Source organism: Roseivivax sp. THAF30 (genome assembly GCF_009363575.1).
Lineage (GTDB): Bacteria > Pseudomonadota > Alphaproteobacteria > Rhodobacterales > Rhodobacteraceae > Roseivivax > Roseivivax halotolerans.
Genome location: NZ_CP045389.1, coordinates 1336752 through 1359403 on the forward strand (window position 1 = coordinate 1336752; position 22652 = coordinate 1359403).

The 22652-nt window shown below is 64.3% G+C and carries 22 protein-coding genes; 11 read left to right on the plus strand and 11 right to left on the minus strand.

Going from position 1 to position 22652, the window contains the following annotated elements; genetic code table 11:
* Positions 1–131: 131 nt before the first annotated feature.
* The 6 genes from FIU91_RS06520 to FIU91_RS06545 form a co-directional block, all read right to left on the minus strand.
* Positions 132–1289 carry an alpha-hydroxy acid oxidase gene (locus tag FIU91_RS06520; protein ID WP_254702054.1) on the minus strand — a complete coding sequence of 386 codons (1158 nt, stop codon included), beginning with the start codon at positions 1287–1289 and terminating at the stop codon, positions 132–134.
* Entirely contained in the window at positions 1289–2032 is a 744-nt protein-coding gene (locus FIU91_RS06525) for an SDR family oxidoreductase (RefSeq protein ID WP_152461876.1), read from the minus strand. The genes FIU91_RS06520 and FIU91_RS06525 overlap by 1 nt, the downstream gene beginning before the upstream one ends.
* 12 nt (positions 2033–2044) lie before the next feature.
* The gene (locus FIU91_RS06530) at positions 2045–2809 is read right to left on the minus strand and encodes a glucose 1-dehydrogenase (RefSeq protein ID WP_152463666.1); all 765 of its coding nucleotides are present in this window, start codon (positions 2807–2809) and stop codon (positions 2045–2047) included.
* 1 nt (position 2810) lies between these two features.
* Entirely contained in the window at positions 2811–4109 is a 1299-nt protein-coding gene (locus FIU91_RS06535) for a Xaa-Pro peptidase family protein (protein WP_093013925.1), read from the minus strand.
* A 65-nt stretch (positions 4110–4174) separates the two neighbouring features.
* Positions 4175–4984 (minus strand): SDR family NAD(P)-dependent oxidoreductase, encoded by an 810-nt coding sequence (locus FIU91_RS06540; protein WP_152461877.1) that lies wholly within the window; start codon positions 4982–4984, stop codon positions 4175–4177.
* 17 nt (positions 4985–5001) lie between these two features.
* A complete protein-coding gene (locus FIU91_RS06545) occupies positions 5002–6750 on the minus strand; it encodes an ABC transporter substrate-binding protein (protein ID WP_152461878.1) in 1749 nt (582 codons plus the stop codon).
* A gap of 313 nt (positions 6751–7063) precedes the next feature.
* On the opposite strand from FIU91_RS06545, the gene FIU91_RS06550 reads away from it, so the two are divergent.
* The 8 genes from FIU91_RS06550 (at position 7064) to FIU91_RS06585 (ending at position 14928) form a co-directional block, all read left to right on the plus strand.
* Positions 7064–8017 carry a sugar ABC transporter substrate-binding protein gene (locus FIU91_RS06550; RefSeq protein WP_152461879.1) on the plus strand — a complete coding sequence of 318 codons (954 nt, stop codon included), beginning with the start codon at positions 7064–7066 and terminating at the stop codon, positions 8015–8017.
* A gap of 83 nt (positions 8018–8100) precedes the next feature.
* Positions 8101–8898, plus strand: a complete 798-nt coding sequence (locus FIU91_RS06555; protein ID WP_152461880.1) for an SDR family NAD(P)-dependent oxidoreductase — start codon at positions 8101–8103, stop codon at positions 8896–8898.
* A 62-nt stretch (positions 8899–8960) separates the two neighbouring features.
* The gene (locus tag FIU91_RS06560; protein WP_152461881.1) at positions 8961–9935 is read left to right on the plus strand and encodes an ABC transporter permease; all 975 of its coding nucleotides are present in this window, start codon (positions 8961–8963) and stop codon (positions 9933–9935) included.
* Positions 9936–9948: 13 nt separating this feature from the next.
* Positions 9949–10950: an ABC transporter permease gene (locus FIU91_RS06565; protein ID WP_093013907.1), complete on the plus strand. Its 1002-nt coding sequence runs from the start codon at positions 9949–9951 to the stop codon at positions 10948–10950.
* Positions 10947–12458, plus strand: coding sequence for a sugar ABC transporter ATP-binding protein (locus tag FIU91_RS06570; RefSeq protein WP_152461882.1), 1512 nt, complete (start codon positions 10947–10949; stop codon positions 12456–12458). Before FIU91_RS06565 ends, FIU91_RS06570 begins: the two co-directional genes overlap by 4 nt.
* Positions 12458–13324: an NAD(P)-dependent oxidoreductase gene (locus FIU91_RS06575; RefSeq protein WP_152461883.1), complete on the plus strand. Its 867-nt coding sequence runs from the start codon at positions 12458–12460 to the stop codon at positions 13322–13324. The genes FIU91_RS06570 and FIU91_RS06575 overlap by 1 nt, the downstream gene beginning before the upstream one ends.
* The gene (locus FIU91_RS06580; protein ID WP_152461884.1) at positions 13324–14037 is read left to right on the plus strand and encodes a ThuA domain-containing protein; all 714 of its coding nucleotides are present in this window, start codon (positions 13324–13326) and stop codon (positions 14035–14037) included. The genes FIU91_RS06575 and FIU91_RS06580 overlap by 1 nt, the downstream gene beginning before the upstream one ends.
* Before the next feature lie 33 nt (positions 14038–14070).
* Positions 14071–14928, plus strand: coding sequence for a fumarylacetoacetate hydrolase family protein (locus tag FIU91_RS06585; RefSeq protein ID WP_093013895.1), 858 nt, complete (start codon positions 14071–14073; stop codon positions 14926–14928).
* Between the two features lie 17 nt (positions 14929–14945).
* On the opposite strand, the gene pobA is transcribed toward FIU91_RS06585, so the two are convergent.
* The gene (gene pobA / locus FIU91_RS06590; protein ID WP_152461885.1) at positions 14946–16127 is read right to left on the minus strand and encodes a 4-hydroxybenzoate 3-monooxygenase; all 1182 of its coding nucleotides are present in this window, start codon (positions 16125–16127) and stop codon (positions 14946–14948) included.
* A 201-nt stretch (positions 16128–16328) separates the two neighbouring features.
* Here pobA and FIU91_RS06595 point away from each other — a divergent pair, with 201 nt between their 5' ends.
* The gene (locus FIU91_RS06595; RefSeq protein WP_152461886.1) at positions 16329–17216 is read left to right on the plus strand and encodes a helix-turn-helix domain-containing protein; all 888 of its coding nucleotides are present in this window, start codon (positions 16329–16331) and stop codon (positions 17214–17216) included.
* 15 nt (positions 17217–17231) lie between these two features.
* Here FIU91_RS06595 and FIU91_RS06600 read toward each other — a convergent pair whose 3' ends face one another.
* The 4 genes from FIU91_RS06600 to FIU91_RS06615 form a co-directional block, all read right to left on the minus strand.
* Positions 17232–18491 carry a glycerate kinase gene (locus tag FIU91_RS06600; RefSeq protein WP_152461887.1) on the minus strand — a complete coding sequence of 420 codons (1260 nt, stop codon included), beginning with the start codon at positions 18489–18491 and terminating at the stop codon, positions 17232–17234.
* Between the two features lie 98 nt (positions 18492–18589).
* Positions 18590–19189 (minus strand): flavin reductase family protein, encoded by a 600-nt coding sequence (locus tag FIU91_RS06605; RefSeq protein WP_152461888.1) that lies wholly within the window; start codon positions 19187–19189, stop codon positions 18590–18592.
* A gap of 40 nt (positions 19190–19229) precedes the next feature.
* Positions 19230–20150 (minus strand): SDR family NAD(P)-dependent oxidoreductase, encoded by a 921-nt coding sequence (locus FIU91_RS06610; RefSeq protein WP_152461889.1) that lies wholly within the window; start codon positions 20148–20150, stop codon positions 19230–19232.
* 24 nt (positions 20151–20174) lie between these two features.
* The gene (locus tag FIU91_RS06615; RefSeq protein ID WP_172974954.1) at positions 20175–20960 is read right to left on the minus strand and encodes an IclR family transcriptional regulator; all 786 of its coding nucleotides are present in this window, start codon (positions 20958–20960) and stop codon (positions 20175–20177) included.
* Between the two features lie 67 nt (positions 20961–21027).
* On the opposite strand from FIU91_RS06615, the gene FIU91_RS06620 reads away from it, so the two are divergent.
* Together FIU91_RS06620 and FIU91_RS06625 are read left to right on the plus strand one after the other, a co-directional pair.
* Positions 21028–22218, plus strand: coding sequence for an acyl-CoA dehydrogenase family protein (locus FIU91_RS06620; protein WP_371418266.1), 1191 nt, complete (start codon positions 21028–21030; stop codon positions 22216–22218).
* A 2-nt stretch (positions 22219–22220) separates the two neighbouring features.
* The gene (locus FIU91_RS06625; RefSeq protein ID WP_152461891.1) at positions 22221–22649 is read left to right on the plus strand and encodes a PaaI family thioesterase; all 429 of its coding nucleotides are present in this window, start codon (positions 22221–22223) and stop codon (positions 22647–22649) included.
* Positions 22650–22652 lie beyond the last annotated feature (3 nt).

A 22652-nucleotide genomic window follows, 5' to 3' on the forward strand; every position in this document is an offset into this window, starting at 1 on the left:
TGAGCACGGCAAGATGTCGGTATCGTATACGGGTGCGCGCGTCGGCACACGCGCCCGTATTTGGGCCAATTCCGGTTTGAGTGAAAGGGAGGTGCCCGGATAGTGATCGCAGGCGCGCGCGGGATGAGGGCTCAGGCGGTGCGTGCTTCCGTGCGTGGAGGTGTCAGTTGCGCCGGGCCGACATCGCGGAAATCGGGCACTCCGAGCTGCCCGAGCGCGCGGATGATCTCGAGCGTGAGGATATCCACCGCGCGCTTGGCCCCCGCCTCGCCGCCCGCGCCGACGCCGTAGGCCAGCGCGCGCCCGGCAAAGACGAAGTCGGCTCCGAGCGCCTTGGCCCGCAAGATATCGGCTCCGCGCCGCACACCGCTATCGAGCGCGATCGCGATCTTACCAGAGACTTCCGCCGCGATCGCGGGCAGCGCGTCGATCGTCGCGGGCCCGAAGGCGACCTGCCGGCCGCCGTGATTCGACACCACGATCCCGTCGCAACCGATCTCGGCACAAAGACGCGCATCCTCGGGATGCAGGATGCCTTTCACGAGCAACTTGCCTGTCCAGCGGCCCCGCAGCGTCTTGAGCGCCTCCCAGGTGAAACCGGGGGTGATGAGCGTTTTCTGCACATCGGCATAGGACGTCGCGGCTTTCAGAAGGTCGGCATAATTGGCGATGTTCGGCGTGCCGGCCGCGAGGCTTGCGAGGGCCCAGCGCGGGTTCATCGCGCATTGCAGCACCACCTCGGGCGTGAACTTGAACGGCACGGCAAGCTGGTTGCGGATGTCTCGGTCGCGCTTGCCCGCGGCGGGCACATCGGCGGTGACGACGAGCGTGTCAAAGCCCGCCGCTTCGGCGCGTGCGATCAGGCTCTCGGTGACATCCGCATCGGCCGAGACGTAGAGCTGGAACCAGCCGTTACCGTCCGCGGCCTTCGCAAGATCCTCCAGCCGCGTGGAGGCGGCTGAACTCGCGACGTACGGAATGTTCTCGCGCTTGCAGAGCCGCGCGATCATCACGTCCGCGCCCGGCCAGAACGCGTTGAGCATGCCGATCGGGGCCATGCCGAAGGGCAGGGCGTAGTCGCGCTCCAGGAAACGCGCGCTCGTGTCGATCCGGCCCACGTCGCGCATGTAGCGCGGCGTCAGCTCGACCTCGTCGAAGGCTTCGGCGTTGCGGCGCAGGTTGCGCTCGTTCTCGGCGCCACCATCGACGAGATCGAACGCGAAGCGCGGGATCCGGCGCTTCGCCATCAGGCGCAGATCGTCGATTGAGGCCGCCCGATCGAGACGCATCAGATCGACCAGCCGCCATCGACCGCGAAGGCCTGGCCGGTGGTGAAGCCGGCCATGTCACTGGCAAGGTAGGCGACCATCTCGGCGATCTCCTCGGGCGTGCCGAGCCGTCCCATCGGCTGGCGATCCTTGAAGGCGGCGAGCGCCTTTTCGAAATCGCCCGTCGCCCGCAGACGGTCCTCGAGAGAGGGGCTCTGCACCGTGCCGGGACAGATCGCGTTGCAGCGGATGCCTTCCTTCACGAAATCGGCGGCAATCGACTTGGTCATGCCGATGATCGCCGCTTTCGAGGCCCCATAGGCGAAGCGGCGCGGCGCGCCTTTCTCGCTGGAGACGATGGAGGCGATGTTCACGATGGAGCCAGCGCCCTTCTCGCGCATACCGGGGATCACAGCCTTGGTGAGGCGAAAGAGAGCTTTTGCATTGAGCGCGAAAGAACGGTCCCAGACCTTCTCGTCGCAATCGAGGATGGTGCCGTCATGCACCCAGCCCGCACAATTCACCAGGATGTCGATGCCCGGATTGTCCGCAACGAGCGCCGCCACGGCCTCCGCGTCCAGCACGTCGAGCCTGTGCGCCGTGATCCGGTCGTTGCCCTTCGCCAGATCCGCGACGGCATCGCCGTCGATATCGGTCGCGATGACATTGGCCCCGAGCGCCGCCAGCTTCTGGGCAGAGGCGCGTCCGATGCCTGCGCCCGCTGCTGTGACGAGCGCGGTTTTTCCGGTCATGATTTCAGTCATGTCATTTCCTCCTCAACGCGCGAGCCAGCCGCCATCGACGGTCAGAACGCTGCCGTGGCAATAGCTTGCGGCATCCGATGCCAGGAACACGGCGGCTCCGGCCATTTCCGATGGATCGGCGAAGCGCCCGGCGGGTATCCGGTCCAGAAGCGCCTTCGAGCGCTCGGGATCGTCCCGCAGGGCTTGTGTATTGTCGGTGGCGGTGTAGCCCGGCGCGATGGCGTTCACATTGACGCCGAGCGGCGCCCATTCGTTGCAGAGCGCCCGGGTCAGCCCGATCACGGCGTGTTTCGACGAGGCATAGGCGGGGACGCGCAAGCCCCCTTGCGAGCCAAGCACCGACGAGACGATCACGATCTTGCCTGAGCCTTGAGCCACCATGCGCCTCCCCGCAGCCTGGCTCATCAGCCAGACGGCGTCGAGATTGACCGAGATGACCCGCCGCCACTCGTCGAGCGGCATATCGGTCGAGTCCTCGCGATGGATGATGCCCGCGTTGTTCACCAGGATGTCGAGCCCGCCGAGCGCGTCGGCGGCAAAGCCCGTGACCTCCTCTGCGGCAGCCTCATCCATTCCGGTGAAATCGGCCTTCACGGCGGCGGCCTTGCGCCCGAGTGCCTCGATCTTCGCGGTGGTCTCTTCCGGGGCGTGGCTGCGATAGGTCAGCGCCACGTCCGCACCGGCGGCGGCAAGGCCGAGGGCAATGCCCTCGCCGATGCCCGTCGCGCCGCCGGTGACAAGGGCACGGCGGCCTGTCAGGTCGAACGGAGTGCCCATGTCAGTACCGGTTCGCAATCGGCAGCTCTTCTGCCGGGAAGAGCGAGATGACCTCGCAGCCCGTCTCGGTCACCACGACCTCTTCCTCGATCCGCGCGGCCGAATACCCGTCTGCCGCCGGGCAATAGGTCTCGAGCGCAAAGACCATGCCGGTCTGGATCTCCATCGGGTGATCGAGGCTGACCGCGCGGGAAATGATCGGGCGCTCGTGCAGCGCAAGGCCGAGCCCGTGACCGAATTGCAGGCCGAAGGCCGCATCCTCGTTTGGAAAGCCCAGTGATTCCGCCGTTGGCCAGACCTCGGCCACCTTGTCGGTCGAGACCCCCGGCTTGATCATCGCGATCGAGGCGTCGATCCATTCGCGCGCCTTCACGTAGGCGTCGTTCTGTGCAGGCGTCGCACGGCCGACGTTGAAGGTGCGGTAATAGCAGGTCCGATAGCCCTGATAAGACTGGAGAATATCGAAGAACGCCTGGTCACCGGGACGGATCAGCCGGTCGGTGAAGTTGTGCGGATGCGGGTTGCAGCGCTCGCCCGAGATGGCGTTGATCGCCTCGACATCGTCCGAGCCCATCTCGTAGAGCAGTTTGTTCGACATCGCGACGATGTCGTTCTCCCGCACGCCGGGTTTCAGCTCTTCGTAGATCATGTGGTAAACGCCATCGACCATGGATGCGGCCTGCGTCAGAAGCTGGATCTCGTCCCAATTCTTGATCTCGCGCGCGCCGAGCATGATCTGCTGGCCGTCGACGACCTTGATGCCCTCTTCCTGTAGCGCGTGGAACATCGCGGTCTCGGCGTAGTCGACCCCGACCGGCATATCGGCCATCCCTGCGTCCTTGATCAGTTCCGCGATCATCTTGGCGTATTTCTTCATCAGGCCGAACTCGGGTGGGATCGTGCCGCGCATGCCCACGACGCCTGCGAGGCAATGATCGGGCTCGAGCCAGTCGGAGTATTTCTGGTGGTGCACCGCGGCAGAGCCGAAGTCCCAGACATACGGAGAATCGTCGCCCGTCAGCAGGCAGAAGCGGCACATCTTGTCCCGTTCCCATTCGCCGATCTTCGTGGCCGACACATAACGGATGTTGTTGACGTCGAAGAGCAGGAGCGAGCCGGCCTGCGAGGCCTTCAGCGACTCGCGGGTGCGCGCCAGCCGGTAACGGCGCAGGCGGTCGTGGTCGATCCGGCGCTCGAAATCGACCGACATATGGCCGGGGGAGGGCAGCTTGGCCTCCCATTGCCAATTGGGCTCGAGATCTTGCGGCGTGAGCAGGTTCGGCATCAGGGCGCGTGACATTGGATAACTCCTCCGGGGCACGCAGACACGTGCCCTTTTTCCATGAAAATCAGGTGTTTGATCGGTTACTTCGTGACCCAGCCGCCATCGATGGAGATCATCTGGCCGGTCATGTAATCGCTGTCATCCGAGGCCAGGAACGAGGCGGTGCCGATGATGTCCTTGGGGTAGGAGACCCGCTTGATCACGAGATTGCTGTCGACGATGTCGTCATAGGCCTGCCCCTCGCGTGCCTTGAAGCCGATCTCGACGAGATCCTTGTCGAGTTGCTCCCAAAGCGGGGTGACGACCACACCGGGCGCGTAGCCGTTGACGGTGATATTGTGCTCGGCGAGCCCAAGCGCGCCGCATTCCGTCAGCGCGAGGCAGCCGTATTTCGAGGTGCAGTAGACGGTCACGTCGATGAGTGGCTTGCGCGAGGCGATCGAGCCCACGTTGATCAGCTTGTAGGGATGATCCTCCATCGGGCCTTGCGCGATCATCTGGCGGGCGACTTCCTGCATCCCGAGCCACATCGCCTTGGTGTTCACGTTCATGATCATGTCCCAATTGGCTTCATCGATATCCATGAAGAACCGGGGCTTGTTGAGGCCCGCGTTGAAGAGCCCGACATTGATCGAGCCGAACGCCTCGACCGTCGCGGCGACGGCGGCGGCGTTGTCCTCGCGCTTGGTGACATCCATCTTGACCGCGATCGCCTTGCCGCCTCCGGCCGCATTGATCGCGTCGGCGACTTTCTGGGCCTCGGCCCCGTCGAGATCTCCAAGGCAGACATTCGCACCCTGGGCCGCGAAGGCCTCCGCATTGGCCGAACCCATGCCGCGCGCGGCACCGGTGATCAGAATATTCTTACCTTTCAGGCGATTGGGGTCCATGATCTCTCCTCCTTGAACTATGGGTCCCGGCCGGGTCGCATCAGCGCATCTGCACGCCCCTGCGCCTTTTGCAGCGTCTCGCGCGGGGAGCTCAGCCCGCGCAGCATGTCGTGGAATTCCTCGCCGCAGATGCGGATGATCTCGTTGATCTCGGGCACAGGGGGGCGCGGCCAGAACTGCAATTCATCCCGCCAGGACATCTGGTCGATCGCCTCGAAGATCGGCGAGGTGCGGCGCACATCCGGGTCGGCCCCGACGGAATAGCGCGGATTGGTCCGGCTACCATTCTGCACGTATAGCTTCTGCGCGCTGGGCGAGGTGAAGACCGACAGGGCTTCGACCGCGGCGGGTATCCGCTCCGGTGCGAGATTGGCCGGAATGCCGAGCACGTAGCCGCCCACCGGCGCGATCTGGCGTCCGCCCGGCCCAGCGGGATGCGGCAGATAGCCCGTCTGCCCGTTCGCGGGCGACATCTCGTCGAGCTCGAAATACGGCGCGAGCAGCGTATAGCCATAGGCCATCGCCACGGTGCCTGCCGCGTAGGGGCGAACCCGCTCATACCAGGACATCGAGAGGATATCGGGCGGCGAATAGTCCAGCAGCTCGCGCAGGAATTCGGCCGCCTGAAGCCCGGCCTCGGTATCGATCGTCGCGCGATATTCCCCGCGCGCGAGATGCGCGGTGCCGTAGCCGCCTGCAATCTCGGGCAGGTCGAGGACAGGCTGCCCGAAATCAGCGAACGTCATCAGGACCGTGTGCCCTAGCGCGGTGCCACGCGCGGCGTTCCAGGCGATGCCGTAGCGGCGGCGGCGCGGCTCGTTGAGGGTCCGCGCGGCATGGAGCAATTCATCGGTCGAGGTCGGCGGCTCGAGCCCGGCTTTGGCGAACATGTCCCGGCGATAGAACAAAAGCTCCGGCGTCGTCTGGGCCGGCACGCCATAGGCACGCCCGCCCCAATGTGCCGCCTGCCAGCCGGCTGTATGGAAGTCGGCGGGATCGACGCGCTCGGGGTCCATCACGGCATCGAGCGGCATCAGCACGTTCTTTTCCGCGAATTCCCCGATCCAGGGCAGGTCCACGGCGATGATGTCGTATCGGCTGACGCTCCGCTCCGAATTGCGAAGCGCCTCGACGCGCAAACGGTCGATGGAAAAGGCGCGCTGGCTGATCTGCGCGCCGATCACCTGTTCGAATTGCTGCTTGAGGCTCTCCATGACCATGAACGTCGGATCGCCATGCACCAGCACACGCAGGCCGCCCGACAGCTTGAGCGGTTCGGACAGAACGCTCAGCGCGGGAATCGAATGTGCCGACGCATAACTGCCGCCGAAATAGTAATCCTGCGTCTCGCGCGAGCGGTGCGCGCCGCCGAAACGCAGATCGGCAAGGCGATGGAGGCGTCCCGACAACTGCAGCCATTCGTCGAGCAATTTCTGGCTCGGATGCATGGAGAAGCTCTTGCCTGTCCGATTGCGCGCGCGCTTCTCGATCAGCCCGGCCTCGATCATCTCGCTCATGCGCCTGGTCGCCGTCGCGTAGGGCACGCGGCTCGCCCCGATGAGCGCGGTGGGCGTGATAGTCTTGCCGGTGAAATGGCCGTTCAGAAGATGCAGGGCCATCCGCAGATGCGGGTTCGGACCGATGACATCGAGCGCGCCTTCGAGCTCGTCGTTCATCTCGTTGAGGAAATCGAGCATGTCCAGCGTATCGGCATTCGCCTGTGGCGATACCGGCGCGCTGAAGCTATCTCCTCTCGTGGCGTTCATCCGCTTTCCAGATTTGTCCTGCGCTGGGTTCGAGGTCCGGCGACTTGAAATGTCCACATCGGATTTCCGGGATCGGTCCATGCGAAACTCCTGTCATAGTGTCGGGGCGTGGAAGTGCAGCGTATCTACATGATGTCCGTTTTGGATGTTTTATTATCCAAAACGGATAATTATTCGGCATTTCCGAAGGGTAAACCCGTGCACGATCCATCCTGTCCGGCATGTCGTCGCTGTTTCGCAGCCGACCAACCTGCCGCCGGGAGGGGCGGTAGGTGCTACGGATCGACAACAGGATTCTTAGGGAGGAACCCACATGACACTTCGCAGCACGCTCGTCGTCTCGACGGCACTCGCAGCTCTTGCCGGCACCGCGTCGGCCCAGTCGGTGCAGATCGGGATCACGCAGAACAATGTCGGCGTCGACAGCTATCAGACGACATACGAGCAAGCCTTCATCGCGGCGGCGGAAGCCAATGACGATGTCGAAACCGTCGTGCTCGACGCGGGCGGCGACGTCGCGCGCCAGATCGCGCAGATGGAAGACCTGATCCAGCAGGAAGTCGATGCCATTATCATCTGGCCGACCAACGGCGAGGCGGTCATTCCGGCCGTTCGCAAGGCCAGCCAGGCCGGTATTCCGGTGATCGTCACCAATTCCAACATTGCCGAGCAGGGCTTCGATTTCGTGGCATCCTTCTCGGGCCCCGACAACATCACGCAAGGCGCGCGCTCGGCAGAAATCATGTGCGACCGTTTCAAGGCGCAAGGCATCGACGGCGAGGCGCAGATCGTGCAGATCTCGGGCCAGCCCGGCTACACCACCGCCATCGAGCGCGCCCAGGGCTTCGAGGAGCGTCTGCCCGAGGTCTGCCCGGACGTGACGCTGATGGAAACGCAGCCCGGCGACTGGAACCGCGAGAAGTCGCAGCAGGTGATGGAAGCCTTCCTCGTGAAGTATGACGACATCGACGGTGTCTATGCGGGTGACGACAACATGGGCGTCGGCGCGCTCAACGCCGCGAAAGCCGCGGGCCGGGCAGGCGACATCACCTTCGTCGGCGCGACCAACTTCGCCGTCGGATACGAGGCGATGGCGGCGGGCGAATACTGGGGCTCGATCTACCAGTCTCCTGTCGATGACGCCGAAGCCGCTCTGCAGACCGCCATCGACGTGCTGAACGGCGAGGACGTGCCGTTCCTCAACTACTTCGACACGCCGAAGATCACGCAGGACAATATGGACGAGTTCACCAAGCCCGTCTTCTGAGGCTCCTCCCCCCGTGCGGGGCGCGCATTGCCGCGTGCCCCGCACTTTTACCAGTATTTCAGGACGTTCGTGGGAGGAGAGGCATGGCTCGCGTGAAGGATCGCGTCTGCATCGTTACGGGCGCCGCCCAAGGGATTGGCCGCGCCATCGGGGAGGCCTTGCTCGATGAAGGGGCGAAGGTCTGCTTCGCTGATATCAACGGAGGCAAGGCTGCCGAGGTCGCGGAGGCCAATAGAAGCCGCCTCAACGGCAACAGCAGCAATGTCACCTCCGCATCCGTCGATGTGACCAACCGAGAGGCGGTGCGTGCGATGATCGCGCATACGGTCGAGGTATTCGGTCGGCTCGACGTGAAATTCAACAATGCCGGCGTGAACAAGCCCATGAACTTCATGGACGTCACCGAGGACAACTGGAACTTCATCATGGGCGTGAATGGGCTCGGCTGCATGATCGGCATGCAGGAGGCCGCGCGCCAGATGATCGCGCAAGGCGGAGGCGGCAAGATCGTCAACACTGCCTCCATCGCCAGCCGCCAGGGTTTCGACAATGTCGCGCCCTATTGCGCGTCGAAATGGGCTGTCGTCTCGCTCACGCAATCGGGTGCGCGCGATCTGGCGAAACACGATATCACGGTCACCGGCTTTGCGCCGGGCGTCGTGGCCACGGAGATGTGGGAACAGGTCGACAAGGACCTCATGCAGATCGGCGCGGCGACGCGGCCGGGGCAGGCGATGGAGGAATTCTCCTCCGAGATCCTTCGCGGCCGCGTGGCGAAACCCGAGGACATCACCGGGACGACGACGTTCCTGGCCTCGAAAGACAGTGACTACATGACCGGGCAGATCGTGATGATCGACGGCGGAATGACTTTGGTCTGACGCCGCACCGCGAGGGCGCAGGGGAGAGCGCCGAAACAGCCAGCGTTCTTAGGGAGGGAGCCATGGCAACAGTCTCGAGACGAGAGATCGGCAGCATGCTGGCAAAGCAGGGTATCCTGATCGCCTTCGCGCTGTTCATGATCGGCTTCACGCTTGCCAACGCGAAATTCCTGTCGGTGGACAACGTCTTCAGCGTCGTGCGTTCCTCGGCGATCCTCGGAGTTATGGCGCTCGGCGTGACCTTCGTGGTCATCTCGGGCAACCTCGATCTTTCGGTCGGATCGATGATGTCCTTCTCGACCATCGTGGTCCTGGATCTGCACGACAAGATCGGCCCGGCGCTCGCGATACCTGCGATGTTCGCGATGACGCTCTGTCTTGGTGCCTTCATCGGCTTTCTTGTCGGATATCTCAGGCTCAATTCGCTGATCGTCACGCTGGGAATGCTGTCGGCGATCCACGGGCTGACGCTGACCTATTCGGGCGGTCAGAACATGGATATCGCCGACAAGGAGGGAACGTGGTTCAGCGTCTTCGGGCAGGGCGCGATCCTGGGCGTGCCGACGCCGATCCTGATGTTCCTGTCTCTCGCGGCGCTGCTCGGGCTTGTCCTCGCCAAGACGCCGTTCGGGCGCAAGGTCTACGCGGTCGGCGGCAACGGTACGGCGGCGACCTTCTCGGGGATCAAGCGCGCGCGGACTGTCTTTACCTGCTACCTCATCTCGGCGGGCTGCGTCGCGGTCGCGGGCCTCATCCAGGCAAGCCGGTCGCTCGGCTCGCAGAACACCGTGGGGCAGGGGCTCGAGCTTGAAGTGCTGGCCGCCGTGATCCTCGGTGGTGCCTCGCTGATGGGCGGTGTCGGCACGATCTTCAAAACGGTGATCGGCGTGCTGATCCTCGGCTTCATCCAGAACGGGCTGCTGCTTCTGGGACTCCCCTTCTATTTCCAGTTCGTCGTGACCTGGATCATCATCATCCTTGCTGTCTGGCTCGATATCGCGGCCAAGCGCGGCAAGCTCTGGTCCCCGATCGCCTGAGGAGAGGAACACCATGCAACCCGGAGCATTGTCCAAGGCGCTGAAAGGCGGCGCGATCTGGGGCTTCATCGTGCTGGAGCTGATCTTCTTCAGCATCGCCGGACAGTTCCTGTCGCTGTCGGACACGGCCTTCATGGATTTCGACAACATGCTGCTGCTGCTCAAGCAGTCCGCGCCGATCGGGATCATCGCGATGGGCATGACCATCGTCATGGTCAACGGCAATATCGACCTCTCCGTCGGCGCGACCTTCGCCATCGCCGCAATCGTGCTTCTGGACAGCATGACCTGGCCGATCTTCGCAGGTCTCGGCGACTGGGTGATCCCGGTTGCGTGGCTTCTGGCACTGCTCGCGGGAACGGCGTTCGGCGCGCTCAACGGGCTCATCGTCTGGAAGACAGGCGTCGACGCCTTCATCGTCACGCTGGGCTCGATGCTGGGCTACCGGGGGATCGTGTTCCTCTTCAACGGTGAGAACCCGACAAGCCATCTCAACTGGACGCTGGTCGATTTCGCGGAGGCGGAGTTTCTCGGCCTCGCGACCGCTTCCTGGTTCCTGCTGGCGGTCACGCTCGGGATCTGGCTTCTGATGACGCGCACCGTGCATGGGCGCAACGCCTACGCGATCGGAGACAACCGAGAGGCGGCGGTGAATGCCGGCATCCGCGTCGGCCCGCACATGATGATCAATTTCGCGATCATCGGCTTTCTGGCCGCGCTCTCGGCAGTGGTCTTCTACTCCGAAAGCGGATCGGTGAACCCCAATGACGGGCAGCTCTACGAGCTATGGGTCATCACGGCGGTCGTCCTTGGCGGCACCAAGATCACCGGCGGCGCGGGGTCGGTCATCGGCACGTTCGGGGGCGTCATCGCGATCCAGCTTCTGCGGAAGGGGCTTGGACATATCGGCGCGGACACGTCGACGGTGAACCTCGTGATCGGCCTGATCCTGATCGCGGTGCTGTTCCTCGACCGTCAGCTGAACCTCAAGGGCAAGGAGGCGCTGAGAATATGAGCCATGTGAAACCGGTCCTGCATCTCGAAGACATCGTGAAGACCTTTCCGGGCGTCCGGGCGCTCGACGGGGTGTCGTTTTCGGTCATGCCCGGCGAAGTTCACGCGCTGATGGGCGAGAACGGTGCGGGCAAGTCCACGCTGATGAAGGTGCTGGGCGGCATTCACCAGCCCGACGGAGGCGCGATCTTCATGGGCGAGGAGCGGGTCGTCATGTCCGGCCCGCTCGAGGCGAAAGCCAAGGGCATCGTGTTCATTCACCAGGAGCTGAGTCTCGCCGAAGAGCTGTCTGTCGCAGAGAACATCTATCTCGGGGAGCTGCCGCGCAAATCCTTCGGCCGCGTCGATTGGGTCACGCTTCGCGAGAAGACCGACGCGATCCTCAAGAAGCTGAACGTCGCGTTCAACGCCCGCACGCGGGTCGGTGATCTGTCCATCGCCAACCAGCAGATGGTGGAGATCGCCCGCGCGCTGACCGTCAACGCCAAGGCGGTGATCTTCGACGAGCCGACCGCCTCGCTGACCGATGCCGAGAAAGTCGTGCTCTTCGACGTGATCGCCGATCTGCAGAAAGAGGGCGTCGGGATCATCTATATCTCGCACCGGATGGAGGAGATCTTCAAGATCACCGACCGCATCACGGTGCTTCGCGACGGTCAGTACCAGGGCACGCTGGAGACGGCGGAAACGAACGAAGAGGCGGTCACGCAGCTGATGATCGGGCGCAAGCTCGACCTCAGCCGGAACCCCTCGCATCACGAGCTCGGCGAGATCGCCCTCGAAGTGCGCGGTCTGAGCTGCGGCTCGCTCTACGAGGATGTGAGCTTTCATGTCCGCAGCGGCGAAGTGGTCGGCTTTTACGGGCTGGTCGGCGCCGGGCGCACCGAGATCGCCGAAACGCTCTTCGGCCTGCGAACGCCTTCGCACGGCACGATCCTGCTCGAAGGTGAGGACGTGCGCCTCAATTCGCCCGCCGATGCCATCGCCAAGGGCATCAGCCTCGTGCCGGAGGATCGCAAAGGGCAGGGGCTGGTTCTGGGCATGAATTGCCGGGACAACATGACCCTGCCGCAGGTCGATGACCTGAAGGCGGGACCGTTCGTCGCGGAAGGGGCGGAAATCTCGATCTTCGACCAGTACCGCGACCGGCTCGATATCCGCACGCCGGGCTGGAAACAGAAGGTCGGCAATCTCTCGGGCGGGAACCAGCAGAAGATCGTCATCGGCAAGTGGCTGTCGATGAAGCCGAGCGTTCTCATCGTGGACGAGCCGACGCGGGGTATCGATGTCGGGTCGAAATCCGAGATCCACAAGCTCCTGCGGTCGCTGGCGGCACAAGGCTACGCGGTGATCGTCATCAGCTCCGAGATGCCCGAGGTGCTGCATGTCTCAGACCGCATCGTCGCGATGTATTCGGGCCGGGTCATGCGTACCTTCACCTCGGAGGAAGTGACCGAGGACAGCCTGATCCAGGCGATTTCGGGTCTTGGCGGCGACAAGGCCGCGTGATGCGGGTCGGGTTCGCAGGTCTGGGCCGGATGGGTGCTCTCATGGCGCGCAATATCGCGGCGTCCGGGGCAGAGCTGTCCGTCTGGAACCGCACGGCATCGAAAGCCCATGCCTTCGCGGTGGCGCATGGATGCGAGGCGGCCGAGACGCCCCGCGCCCTCGCCGACGCCGCGGACGTGGTCGTGACGATGCTGGCCGATGACGAAGCCTCGTCCGAGGTGCATCACGGGCTGGACGGCCTTCTGGCGGCGTCGCGCTGCGGCACCTTCATCGAGATGGGCACGGTCAGCCCGGATCATATCGCGGCGCTTGGCAACACGGCAGGACCGAGCGTGCGCGTGATCGATGCGCCGGTTTCGGGGGCCACGCAAGCGGCAGACGCGGCGCAGCTTCTCATCATGGCGGGCTGCACCGAGGACGAGGCGGCGCCCTTCGCGACCCTCTTCGGCGCGATGGGAAAGAAAACGATCTGCCTCGGCGCGCCAGGGGCTGGCGCGGTAATGAAGCTCGCGGTGAATTCGCTCATCCACGGTATGAACCAGACCCTCGCAGAGGCACTTGTCCTGTCGGAGGCAGCTGGCATCGCACCGGGGGCGGCGTTCGACGTGATCGAGGCCAGCGCCGCAGCCGCGCCGATGTTCTCCTACCGCCGGCCGCTATATCTCGATGAGGCCGATCACGACGTGAGCTTCACTGTCGCTCTGGCGCGGAAGGACATGCAGCTCGCGGGCGATCTGGCGCGCGCTCTCGGCACCCGGATGCCGCAGGGCGACGTGACGCTGGACCTTCTCGGCGATGCGGAACGCCACGGTTACGCCGCGCGCGACATGGCGGCGATGCTCGATTACATGCGAAAGGGATCGTGATGAAAGCTGCGCTCTTCGTCGGCGGCTGGGAAGGCCACGCGCCGACCGAGTTTGCCGATTGGTACAGGGGTTTGCTCGAGGCGAACGGTGTCGAAGTCGCGGTCTACGACACGCTCGAGCCGCTCGAACGCCCCGAAGACCTTGCCGATCTCGATCTCGTCACGCCGATCTGGTCCTCCGCCCGCTCGGGCCACCAGGCCGAGTTCGGCAACATGACCAAGCCGCAGGAAGACGGACTCCTGAAACTGATCGGCGATGGCTGCGGTCTTGCCGGCTGGCACGGACATATGGGCGACGCGTTTCGCGACCGGCCGACCTATCACTTCCTGATCGGCGGGCAGTTCGTGGCGCATCCGCCGGGTTGGCCCGACAACCTTCAGCCGCGCGAGGATTACATCGACTACGACGTGACGATCTGCCGGCCGGACGACCCTATCGTGAAAGGCATCCGCAGCTTCCGCCTCACGTCGGAGCAATATTACATGCTCGTCGATCCCTCGAACGAGGTGCTGGCGACCACGACCTTCTCCGGCGAGCACTTGTGGTGGATCGAAGGGACGGTCATTCCTGTCGTGTGGAAGCGCCGGTGGGACAAGGGACGGGTGTTCTATTGCTCCATCGGGCACGAGCTTGACGATCTGCGCCGGCCCGAAGTCACGGAAATCATCCGCCGAGGCGCGCTCTGGGCGGCGGACGGCAAGACGTCGGCCTGAGCCGCACGAAAGAACGAAAGGAAAGGCAAGACCATGAAACTTGTACGCTACGGCGCCCCCGGCGCAGAGAAGCCGGGCCTCATCGACGCGGAGGGCCGGGTGCGAGACCTCTCGGGCGCGGTGCCTGACATCGCGGGCGAGGCGCTGCATCCAGAGGGGATCGCGAAACTGGGCGGGATCGATCCCGAAAGCCTGCCGCTCGTCGATGGCACGCCGCAGGACGATTTACGTCTCGGTGCCTGCGTCGGCTCTATCGGCAAGTTCATCTGCATCGGCCTCAACTATGCCGACCACGCCGAAGAGGCTGGGATGCCGATCCCACCCGAGCCCATCATCTTCAACAAGTGGACGTCCTCCGTGGTCGGGCCGAACGACGCGATCCAGATCCCGCGCGACTCGGTCAAGACCGACTGGGAGGTCGAGCTTGGCGTCGTCATCGGCAAGCCCGGCGTTTATATCGACGAGGCCGACGCGCTCTCGCATGTCGCAGGCTATTGCGTCGTCAACGACGTCTCCGAGCGGGAATTCCAGATCGAGCGCGCGGGCACGTGGGACAAGGGCAAGGGATGCGACACGTTCGGCCCCACCGGTCCCTGGCTCGTCACGCCCGACGAGGCCGGAGATATCGACAATCTCGACATGTGGCTCGATGTCGATGGCGAGCGGATGCAGACCGGCACGACCGCGACGCTTATCTTCAAGGTGCCGCATCTCATCGCCTATTGCAGCCGGTTCATGAGCCTTCAGGCGGGCGACGTCATTTCCACGGGCACGCCGCCGGGTGTCGGTATGGGGATGAAGCCACCGCGCTACCTCAAGGGCGGCGAGATGGTCAGCCTCGGCATCGCGGGGCTCGGGGAGCAGCGGAGCCCGGTTCTCGCCCCGGCATAGGGGCGCGCCGCTGCCGATTATTCGAGCGGCAGCCCCACGTAATTCTCCGCGACCGCCCGCGAGGCGGTCTCGGAGCTTTGCAGATGATCGAATTCCGCGCGCTGCATGCGTTTCTCGAACGGCGAATTCTCGGGGAACTGGTGCATCAGCAGCGAAAGCTGCCAGGAGAATCGCTCGACCTTCCAGACCCGTCTCAGGACCGTCTCGGAATAAGCGTCGATATGCGCGTCGATTCCGTCGCGGTAATGCGCGATGAGAGCGCGTGCGAGAATGCGGATATCGGCAAGGGCGAGGTTGAGGCCCTTTGCGCCTGTGGGCGGCACGATATGCGCGGCATCGCCCGCAAGGAACAGGTTCCCGTAGCGCATGGGCTCCGCCACGAAAGAGCGCAGCGGCGCGATCGATTTCTCGAAGGACGGTCCCGTTTCGAGGGTCCGTGCCACATCCGGGCCAAGACGACGCGCGAATTCCTCGTAAAAACGCTCATCCGGCCAATCGGCCGGATCGTCCCGAAGGTCGCATTGAACGTAATACCGGCTGCGCGTCTCGGAGCGCATCGAGGCCAGTGCGAAGCCGCGCTCGTGGTTCGCGTAGATCAACTCGGGACTGACCGGCGGCTTGTCGACCAGGATGCCGAGCCAGCCGAACGGGTAGACACGCTCGAACGTTCTCAGAACCTCGCTCGGGATCGCGTTACGGCTCACGCCGTGGAACCCGTCGCAGCCGGCGATATAGTCACAGCTGATCGTCCAGTCCTCGTTCTCATGGCGGAAACGCACGCAAGGCTGATCGCTCTTGAGATCGTAGGGCGCAACCTCGGAGACGTTGAAGAAAAAGCGTTGCGCCTCCGCGATGCGTTTCTCGAACAGATCCTTCGTGACCTCTGTCTGACCGTAGACCGTCACGGTTTTCCCGGTCAGCGCCTTGATGTCGATGCGGTGGCGGTCGCCGTCGAAAGCGAGCTCGAACCCGTCATGGGCAAGGCCCTCGCGATGCAGCCGCTCCGCGACCCCGGCCTCTTCGAGTGCCTTGACCGTGCCCTGTTCTAGAACCCCGGCACGGATACGGCCCTCGATATAGGCGCGATCCTTACGGTCGAGCACCACGGTGTCGATGCCTGCATTGGCCAGAAGCTGCGAGAGGAGCAGCCCGCTCGGTCCCGACCCAATGATGCAGACCTGCGTCTTGAGCGTTTTCATCTTGAGAGTTCCTTGCCCGGCACCCGCGAAAGACGGGGCCGTCGATCCGTTTCGAGCGCATCACGCAGGGCGACCGGCCCGATCCCTTTTCAATTCAAGCTACCCACAACACACCAACGGTTGCATGATCCGGCGGTGCAATTTCTTGCACTTTTCGATCAATCTTCAGAGAATTGATCTGGATCAAGGACAGCGACCAGCATGCCGCAGCGCACCATACCCAGTTACGAATTGTACGGCGAACTTCTGTCCGGCGCGTCGACGGATCCGATCCATCACGAACTGATCCGGGATCGCAGCAGCCAGCATGATTGGACAATCCGACTTCATCGCCACCGGGCGATGGCACAGGTTTTCCTCTTTCGCACCGCGAATGTCGCGTACCGGCTGGGCGATGTGACACATCGGACGAGCGAGCCTCATATCCTCTTCGTGCCGCCCGGTTTCGTGCATGGCTTCCGCTTCGACGAGGATGTCGAGGGGGACGTGCTGAGCATCCGCACGGGCGACCTTCCGCCCGGCCCAAGCGAGGCGCTGCTGCCGGCGGCGATGCAAGTCCCTTGCGTTCTTGCGCGATCGGACAGCGAGAATTTCGCGGATATCGAGGCCACGTTCCAGCAGCTGGCCCGCATCTATCGCCGCATGAACGTCGAACGTCGCACGCTTTTGGAGACGCTCACGCAGCTCATTCTCACCTACATTGCCGGTGATGTCCGGCGTCACGCCACTATCGGGACGCTGCCAACGTCCGAGCGCCTGTCGCGGCACGAACAGCAGGCCGAAGATTTCTGCGCGCTGGTCGAACAGGACTTCCGGGAGGAGCTGTCCGTCGGTGATTACGCGAGAAAGCTCGGTGTCTCGCCGCCGCACCTGACGCGGGTCTGCCGCAAGGTTCTGGGCGAGTCTCCCAACGGATTGATCCGGCAGCGGCGGCTGCTGGAGGCAAAGCGGCTCCTGGAATATACGCGCCTCTCCATCTCGGAGATCGCGCTGAGGTCCGGCTTTCGCAATCCGCCGTTTTTCTCCCGGACGTTCCGGCAATGTGTCGGCCTGTCGCCGAAATCCTACCGGAGTTCGAAGGAAGCCTGAGCTTTCCGCGTGCTCTCACTCCCGGATGAGAATCGCCCGGAAATCGTTCACGTTGGTCAGCGTCGGTCCCGTCCGGATCAGGGCGCCCGTCTGGTCGAACAGCGTAAAGCTGTCATGGGCGTCCAGCTTGGTCCGCGCATCGAGGCCCTGAGCCGACGCCAGTTGGAGGATATCGGGGCCGATGGCCGCACCCGCGGCATCCTCGGTCCCGTCGATCCCGTCCGTGTCGCCGGCCAGCGCGAAAATGCGCGGATGACCGTTCAGCGCGAGGGCGAGCGACAAGAGGAACTCCGTATTGCGTCCGCCCCGGCCGGGTTTCTGGTCGCCGACGCTCACCGTGGTCTCGCCGCCGGATATCAGGACCGCAGGGGCGGGCGCGGGCGTGCCATGCCGCGCGACCGCCTTCGCGATCCCGGCCATTGCGGTGCCGAGCTCGCGGGCTTCGCCTTCGAGCGCATCGCCGAGGAGAACCGGCGTCACGCCCGCTCCCTGGGCAATGTCTGCAGCAGCCTCGAGTGAGGCTTGCGGTGTTGCGATCAGGCGGTAATCGGGCGTGAAATCTTCGGCATCAGGCGCTGGCGCGCGCAGCATCCGGGCGGCAGCATTGGGCAGGGCGGGGCCGAGCTTGTCCACGAGGTAAGACAGGTCCGCGTGCGCGGTCGGGTCCGGCACTGTGGGCCCCGACGCGATGGCCTCGGGATCGTCGCCCGGCACATCCGATATCGCGAGCGTGACAAGCCGCGCTGGTGCGGCGACCCGCGCAAGCCCGCCCCCTTTCACCTGCGACAGGCGGCGACGGACCTTGTTCATCTCCGAAATCGAGAGGCCGGAAGACAGAAGGGCCTTATTGACCGCGACCAGATCCTCGAGTGTCAGCGGAGGACGTGGCAAGGACAGCAACGCCGAGCCGCCGCCGGAGATGAGGGCCAGAACGAGATCTTCCGGCCCGGCCGACGCGGCGGCCTCCATGATCTCGTGAGTGGCCGAAAGTGCGGCGTCGTCGGGCACCGGGTGCGAGGCCTCCAGCACCTTGATCCGGTCGGTCGGCACAGCATGGCCGTAGCGGGTGACGACGACGCCCGAAAGATCGACATCGGGCCATGCGGCTTCCACCGCCCGCGCCATCGAAGCGGCGGATTTGCCTCCTCCGACGACGATGCAGCGGCCCGTGGGTTTTTCCGGCAAAAAACCGGCGAGGACTTTCGCTGGGTCGGCCGCGGCGATGGCGGCATCGAACATGCGCCTCAGAAGGGTGGAGGCGTCCTCGTCTGTCATGTCGGACCTCTGCTCTGTGTCACGCCGCAAGTCGTCGGGCGGCAAGCCTGGCGCGGGCAGCGTAGCATCTGCGCCGGGCTTTGCCAGAGATCCGAAGGTCAGTCGTCAGGGCGCGTCAGCTCCCAGGCTTCCGTGACGGTGGCATAGTCGCGATAGCCCATCCGCGCGATGGGGCGCGCAGCCGCCGTGTCGAATCTGCCATCCACAATGAACTCGTCCCGGATATGGGTCTGCACGACCTGGCCGATTACCAGGTAACGCCCTGTCGCCGCGCCGTGGCGGTCCTTCAGCTCCTCGGCGGAGATCGTCACGCATTCGAGCGCGGCAGGGCTTTCCGCCACGAATGGCGCCGTTTTCTCGATGCTCTTTCCGATGGTCAGGCCCGCCTTTGCGAACTCGTTGGCTCCGTCTTCCATCGCTTCCGAGGAGATGTTCATCGCCTCCGCCAGCGCCTCGGTCGCGAGCGAGAAGGTGAACTCCCCCTGATCCCTCGCATTGACGAAGGAATGCTTCAGCCCGTCCGAGGAAAAGCAGATGAGGTTGGGATTGTTGCCGATGGCGTTGAAGTAGGAATAGGGCCCGAGATTGGGCACGCCATTTGCGTTGAGCGTCCCGATCCAGCCGATCGGGCGCGGCGCGATGATCGCCTTGAACGGATCGAAGGGCAGGATGTCGGGGCGCGTGTCGCCGTAATGCATGGATCTGTCTCCGTTGGTCCGGGGCGCAAGCGAGTTCCGGTCAGACCGGATCCCACGAGAACACGTCCGCGGATACATCGAGCGGCAGGAAATGCGAGCGCAGCGCCGGAATCGCCCGCGCGCCGACACTCTCGATATCCCATCCTTCGCCGCCCGCATGGACCGAGCGGGTGGGGCGCGGCTGCGACATCAGGAAAATCTCGTTGTTGCGGACGGCGAAGATCTGGCCGGTGACATCCTCGGCGGCGTCCGAGGCGAGGTAGAGCGCGAGAGGCGCGATCTTCTCCGGCACCATCTCGCGCAGCTTGGCGACGCGGGCTTCCTGCTCGGGGCTGTCGACCTTGATCGACGAAGTCATGCGGCTCCAGGCGAAAGGCGCGATGCAATTGGAGCGGACGTTCCAGCGCTGCAGGTCGAGCGCCATCGACTTCGACAGGGCCGCAACGCCAAGCTTCGCTGCCGAGTAATTCGCCTGCGCGAGATTGCCGATCAGACCAGAGGTGGAGGTCATGTTGATGATCGAGCCGGAATATTGCTCGCGGAAGACGTCCGCCGCCGCGCGGGAGACGTTGAAGCTGCCATAGAGGTGCACCTTGATGACGGCGTCGAAATTCTCGTAGGTCATCTTGTGAAAGAAGCCGTCGCGCAGGATGCCGGCATTGTTGATGACCGCGTCGAGCCGGCCGAACGCATCGGTCGCCTGTGCCACCATCGCCTGAGCGCCTTCGGGCTTCGAGACGTCGTCGCCGTTCGCGACCGCGCGTCCTCCGGCTTTCTCGATTTCCGAGACCACCTCGTCGGCGGCGCTCGTCTCGGCCTCGCCGGTCAGCGACGCGCCAAGATCGTTGACGACGACGCTCGCCCCGGCGCGGCCCGCCTCGATGGCGAGCGCTCGTCCGATACCGGCGCCCGCGCCGGTGACGAGAATGACTTTTTCGTTGAGCTGGTCACTATTGGACATGGTTCCTCCCATTGAAGAGTGATGTCAGGTTTTCGGCGCTCTCTCCCGGCGGCCGAAGATGTTGCGTTCGATCTGCCCGGCGGCATCAACGAGCGAGGCCGCAACGGCGTCGAGATCCGCGCGCGCATGCTGGCCGGTGATGGTGATGCTGCTCATGCCGATGCGCGGCGTTCCGGTCGCGTCGCGGGCCACGGCAGCGACGATCTCCAGGCCGCGAAAAAGGTTGCCGTGGTCAAAGGCCGTGCCGGTTTCCTTTGCGCGCTCGACATCGCGCCAATAAGCCTCGAAGCCCGGCGCATCCTGCCAGCGTACGCCGTCATAGCCGTCGCGCACGGCCTCGCGACCGAGATCGAGCGCGGCGGCATAGCAGCGCCCGATCGCGCCCGCGAAGACCGGCAGGCGGCTGTTCCGAGAGATCACCGCCTGGACGATACGCGGCGCGGTGAACCGGTCGATCAAAACGATCCGGCCCGTCTCTGTGATTTGCCAGAGCGCGATCATGACCTGCTGACGTTCGGCGATCTCGTTCATCAGCGGACGGATCAGGTCGGCGGGATTGGCGCCGAGGATCGGCGCGGCGAATTCCATGAGGCCCATTCCGATGCGGTAGGACTTTTCTTCGGGATCGAAGCTGACAAGGCCTTCGGCGGACAGGGTTCTGAGGATGTTGAACGCCGAGGAGACGTTGAGCTCGGTCTCGCGCGCGATCTGCGTTGCGCCCATCGGCGCGCCCCTTGCCGCAAGGACACGCAGGATGGTGACCGCGTTCTGGACCGCCGGCACCGATTTTTGACGCTGCATGTCATGCATGATATTCACCTTGCAGAATTGCATTCAATATACAGAATGGCAGACATGGCGCAAGGGAGAGCGCCAGATGCCAAGGGAGAAGATCATGGCCAAGGATGTGAATGTGGACCCGGACGTCTTCGAGGCGTTAGTGGACAGCGTGGATCGTTTCGTGCGGGAGCGCCTCATTCCCGCGGAACGCCAGGTGGAAGAAGATGCCGAGGTTCCGGCGGCAATCGTGCAGGAGATGCGCGAGATGGGACTCTTCGGTCTGTCGACGCCGGAAGAGTATGGCGGGATCGGCCTCAGCGCCGCGCAGGAAGCGCGGATCGTCGAATCGCTTTGCTATGCGTCTCTGTCCTTCCGCTCGCTGCTGGGCACCAATGTCGGGATCGGCTCTCAGGGCATCGTGATGGACGGCACGGACGCCCAGAAGCGCGACTGGCTGCCCGGTATCGCCTCGGGCGAGACGGTAGCGTCCTTCGCGCTGACCGAGCCTGACAACGGCTCGGACGCGGGTGGGATTCGCACCTCGGCGCGCCGCGACGGGTCCGATTTCGTCATCAACGGCACGAAGCGCTACATCACCAACGCGGTTTACGCGGGGGTCTTTACGGTCTTCGCGCGCACCGATCCCAACAGCAAGGACGGCTCCGGTGTGTCGGCGCTGCTGGTCCCGGCGGACACTCCCGGCATCACGGTGGCGGAGCCTGACCGCAAGATGGGTCAGCGCGGCACCAAGACCTCGGACGTGATCTTCGAGGATGTGCGCGTGCCCGAAAGCGCGATCATCGGCGGACCGGACAACCTGAACAAGGGCTTCCGCACCGCGATGAAGGTCCTCGACCGGGGCCGCATCCATGTGGGCGCGATGGCGGTGGGGCAGGGCCAGCGGATGCTCGACATCGCGACCGATTACGCGCTCGAACGCAAGCAGTTTGGCAAGCCGATCGGAGAGCACCAGCTCGTCCAGGGGCTTCTGGCCGATTGCCAGGCGGACCTGCAGGCGGGTCGCGCACTCGTCCGCGCCACGGCCGACACGTTCGACCGCGAAGGGAAGGCGATTCTCGAGGCCTCCTGCACCAAGTATTTCTGCACGGAGATGGCCGGCCGTATCGCCGACCGCGCGCTGCAGGTGCATGGCGGTGCGGGCTACATGTCCGAATACGATATCGAGCGGTTCTACCGCGATGTGCGGCTTCTGAGGATCTACGAAGGCACCAGCCAGATCCAGCAGCTCATCATCGCGCGGCGCACGCTCGCGGCACGGGCCGGCTGAGCATGGCCGAACGGGAAGAGCCGCGCGGCGCGGACGCGATGCCGCCGCAATCGGAATTCGCCAAGCTTGCCGGTATCCGGCTTGTCGAGGCGACGCTCGACCGCTTGGTGTGCGAGATGGACGTGACCGAGGCGCTCACCAACCGCAACGGCGTCCTGCATGGCGGCGCGATGATGACGCTGGCCGACAATGCCGCGGGCAGCGTCGCCTTCATCAACATCCCGGCCTCGAAATCGAACACCACGATCGAAGCCAAGACCAACTTTTTGCGCGGCGTGAAGGTCGGCGACACGGTGACGGCGACCTGCACGCCCATCCACCGTGGCCGCACGACGCTTGTCCTGCAGGTCGTGATGACCCGCAGCGACGGCAAGCAGGCCGCGGTGACGACGCAGACGCATCTTGTTCTCGACTGGAACGGCGAGGGCTGAGGC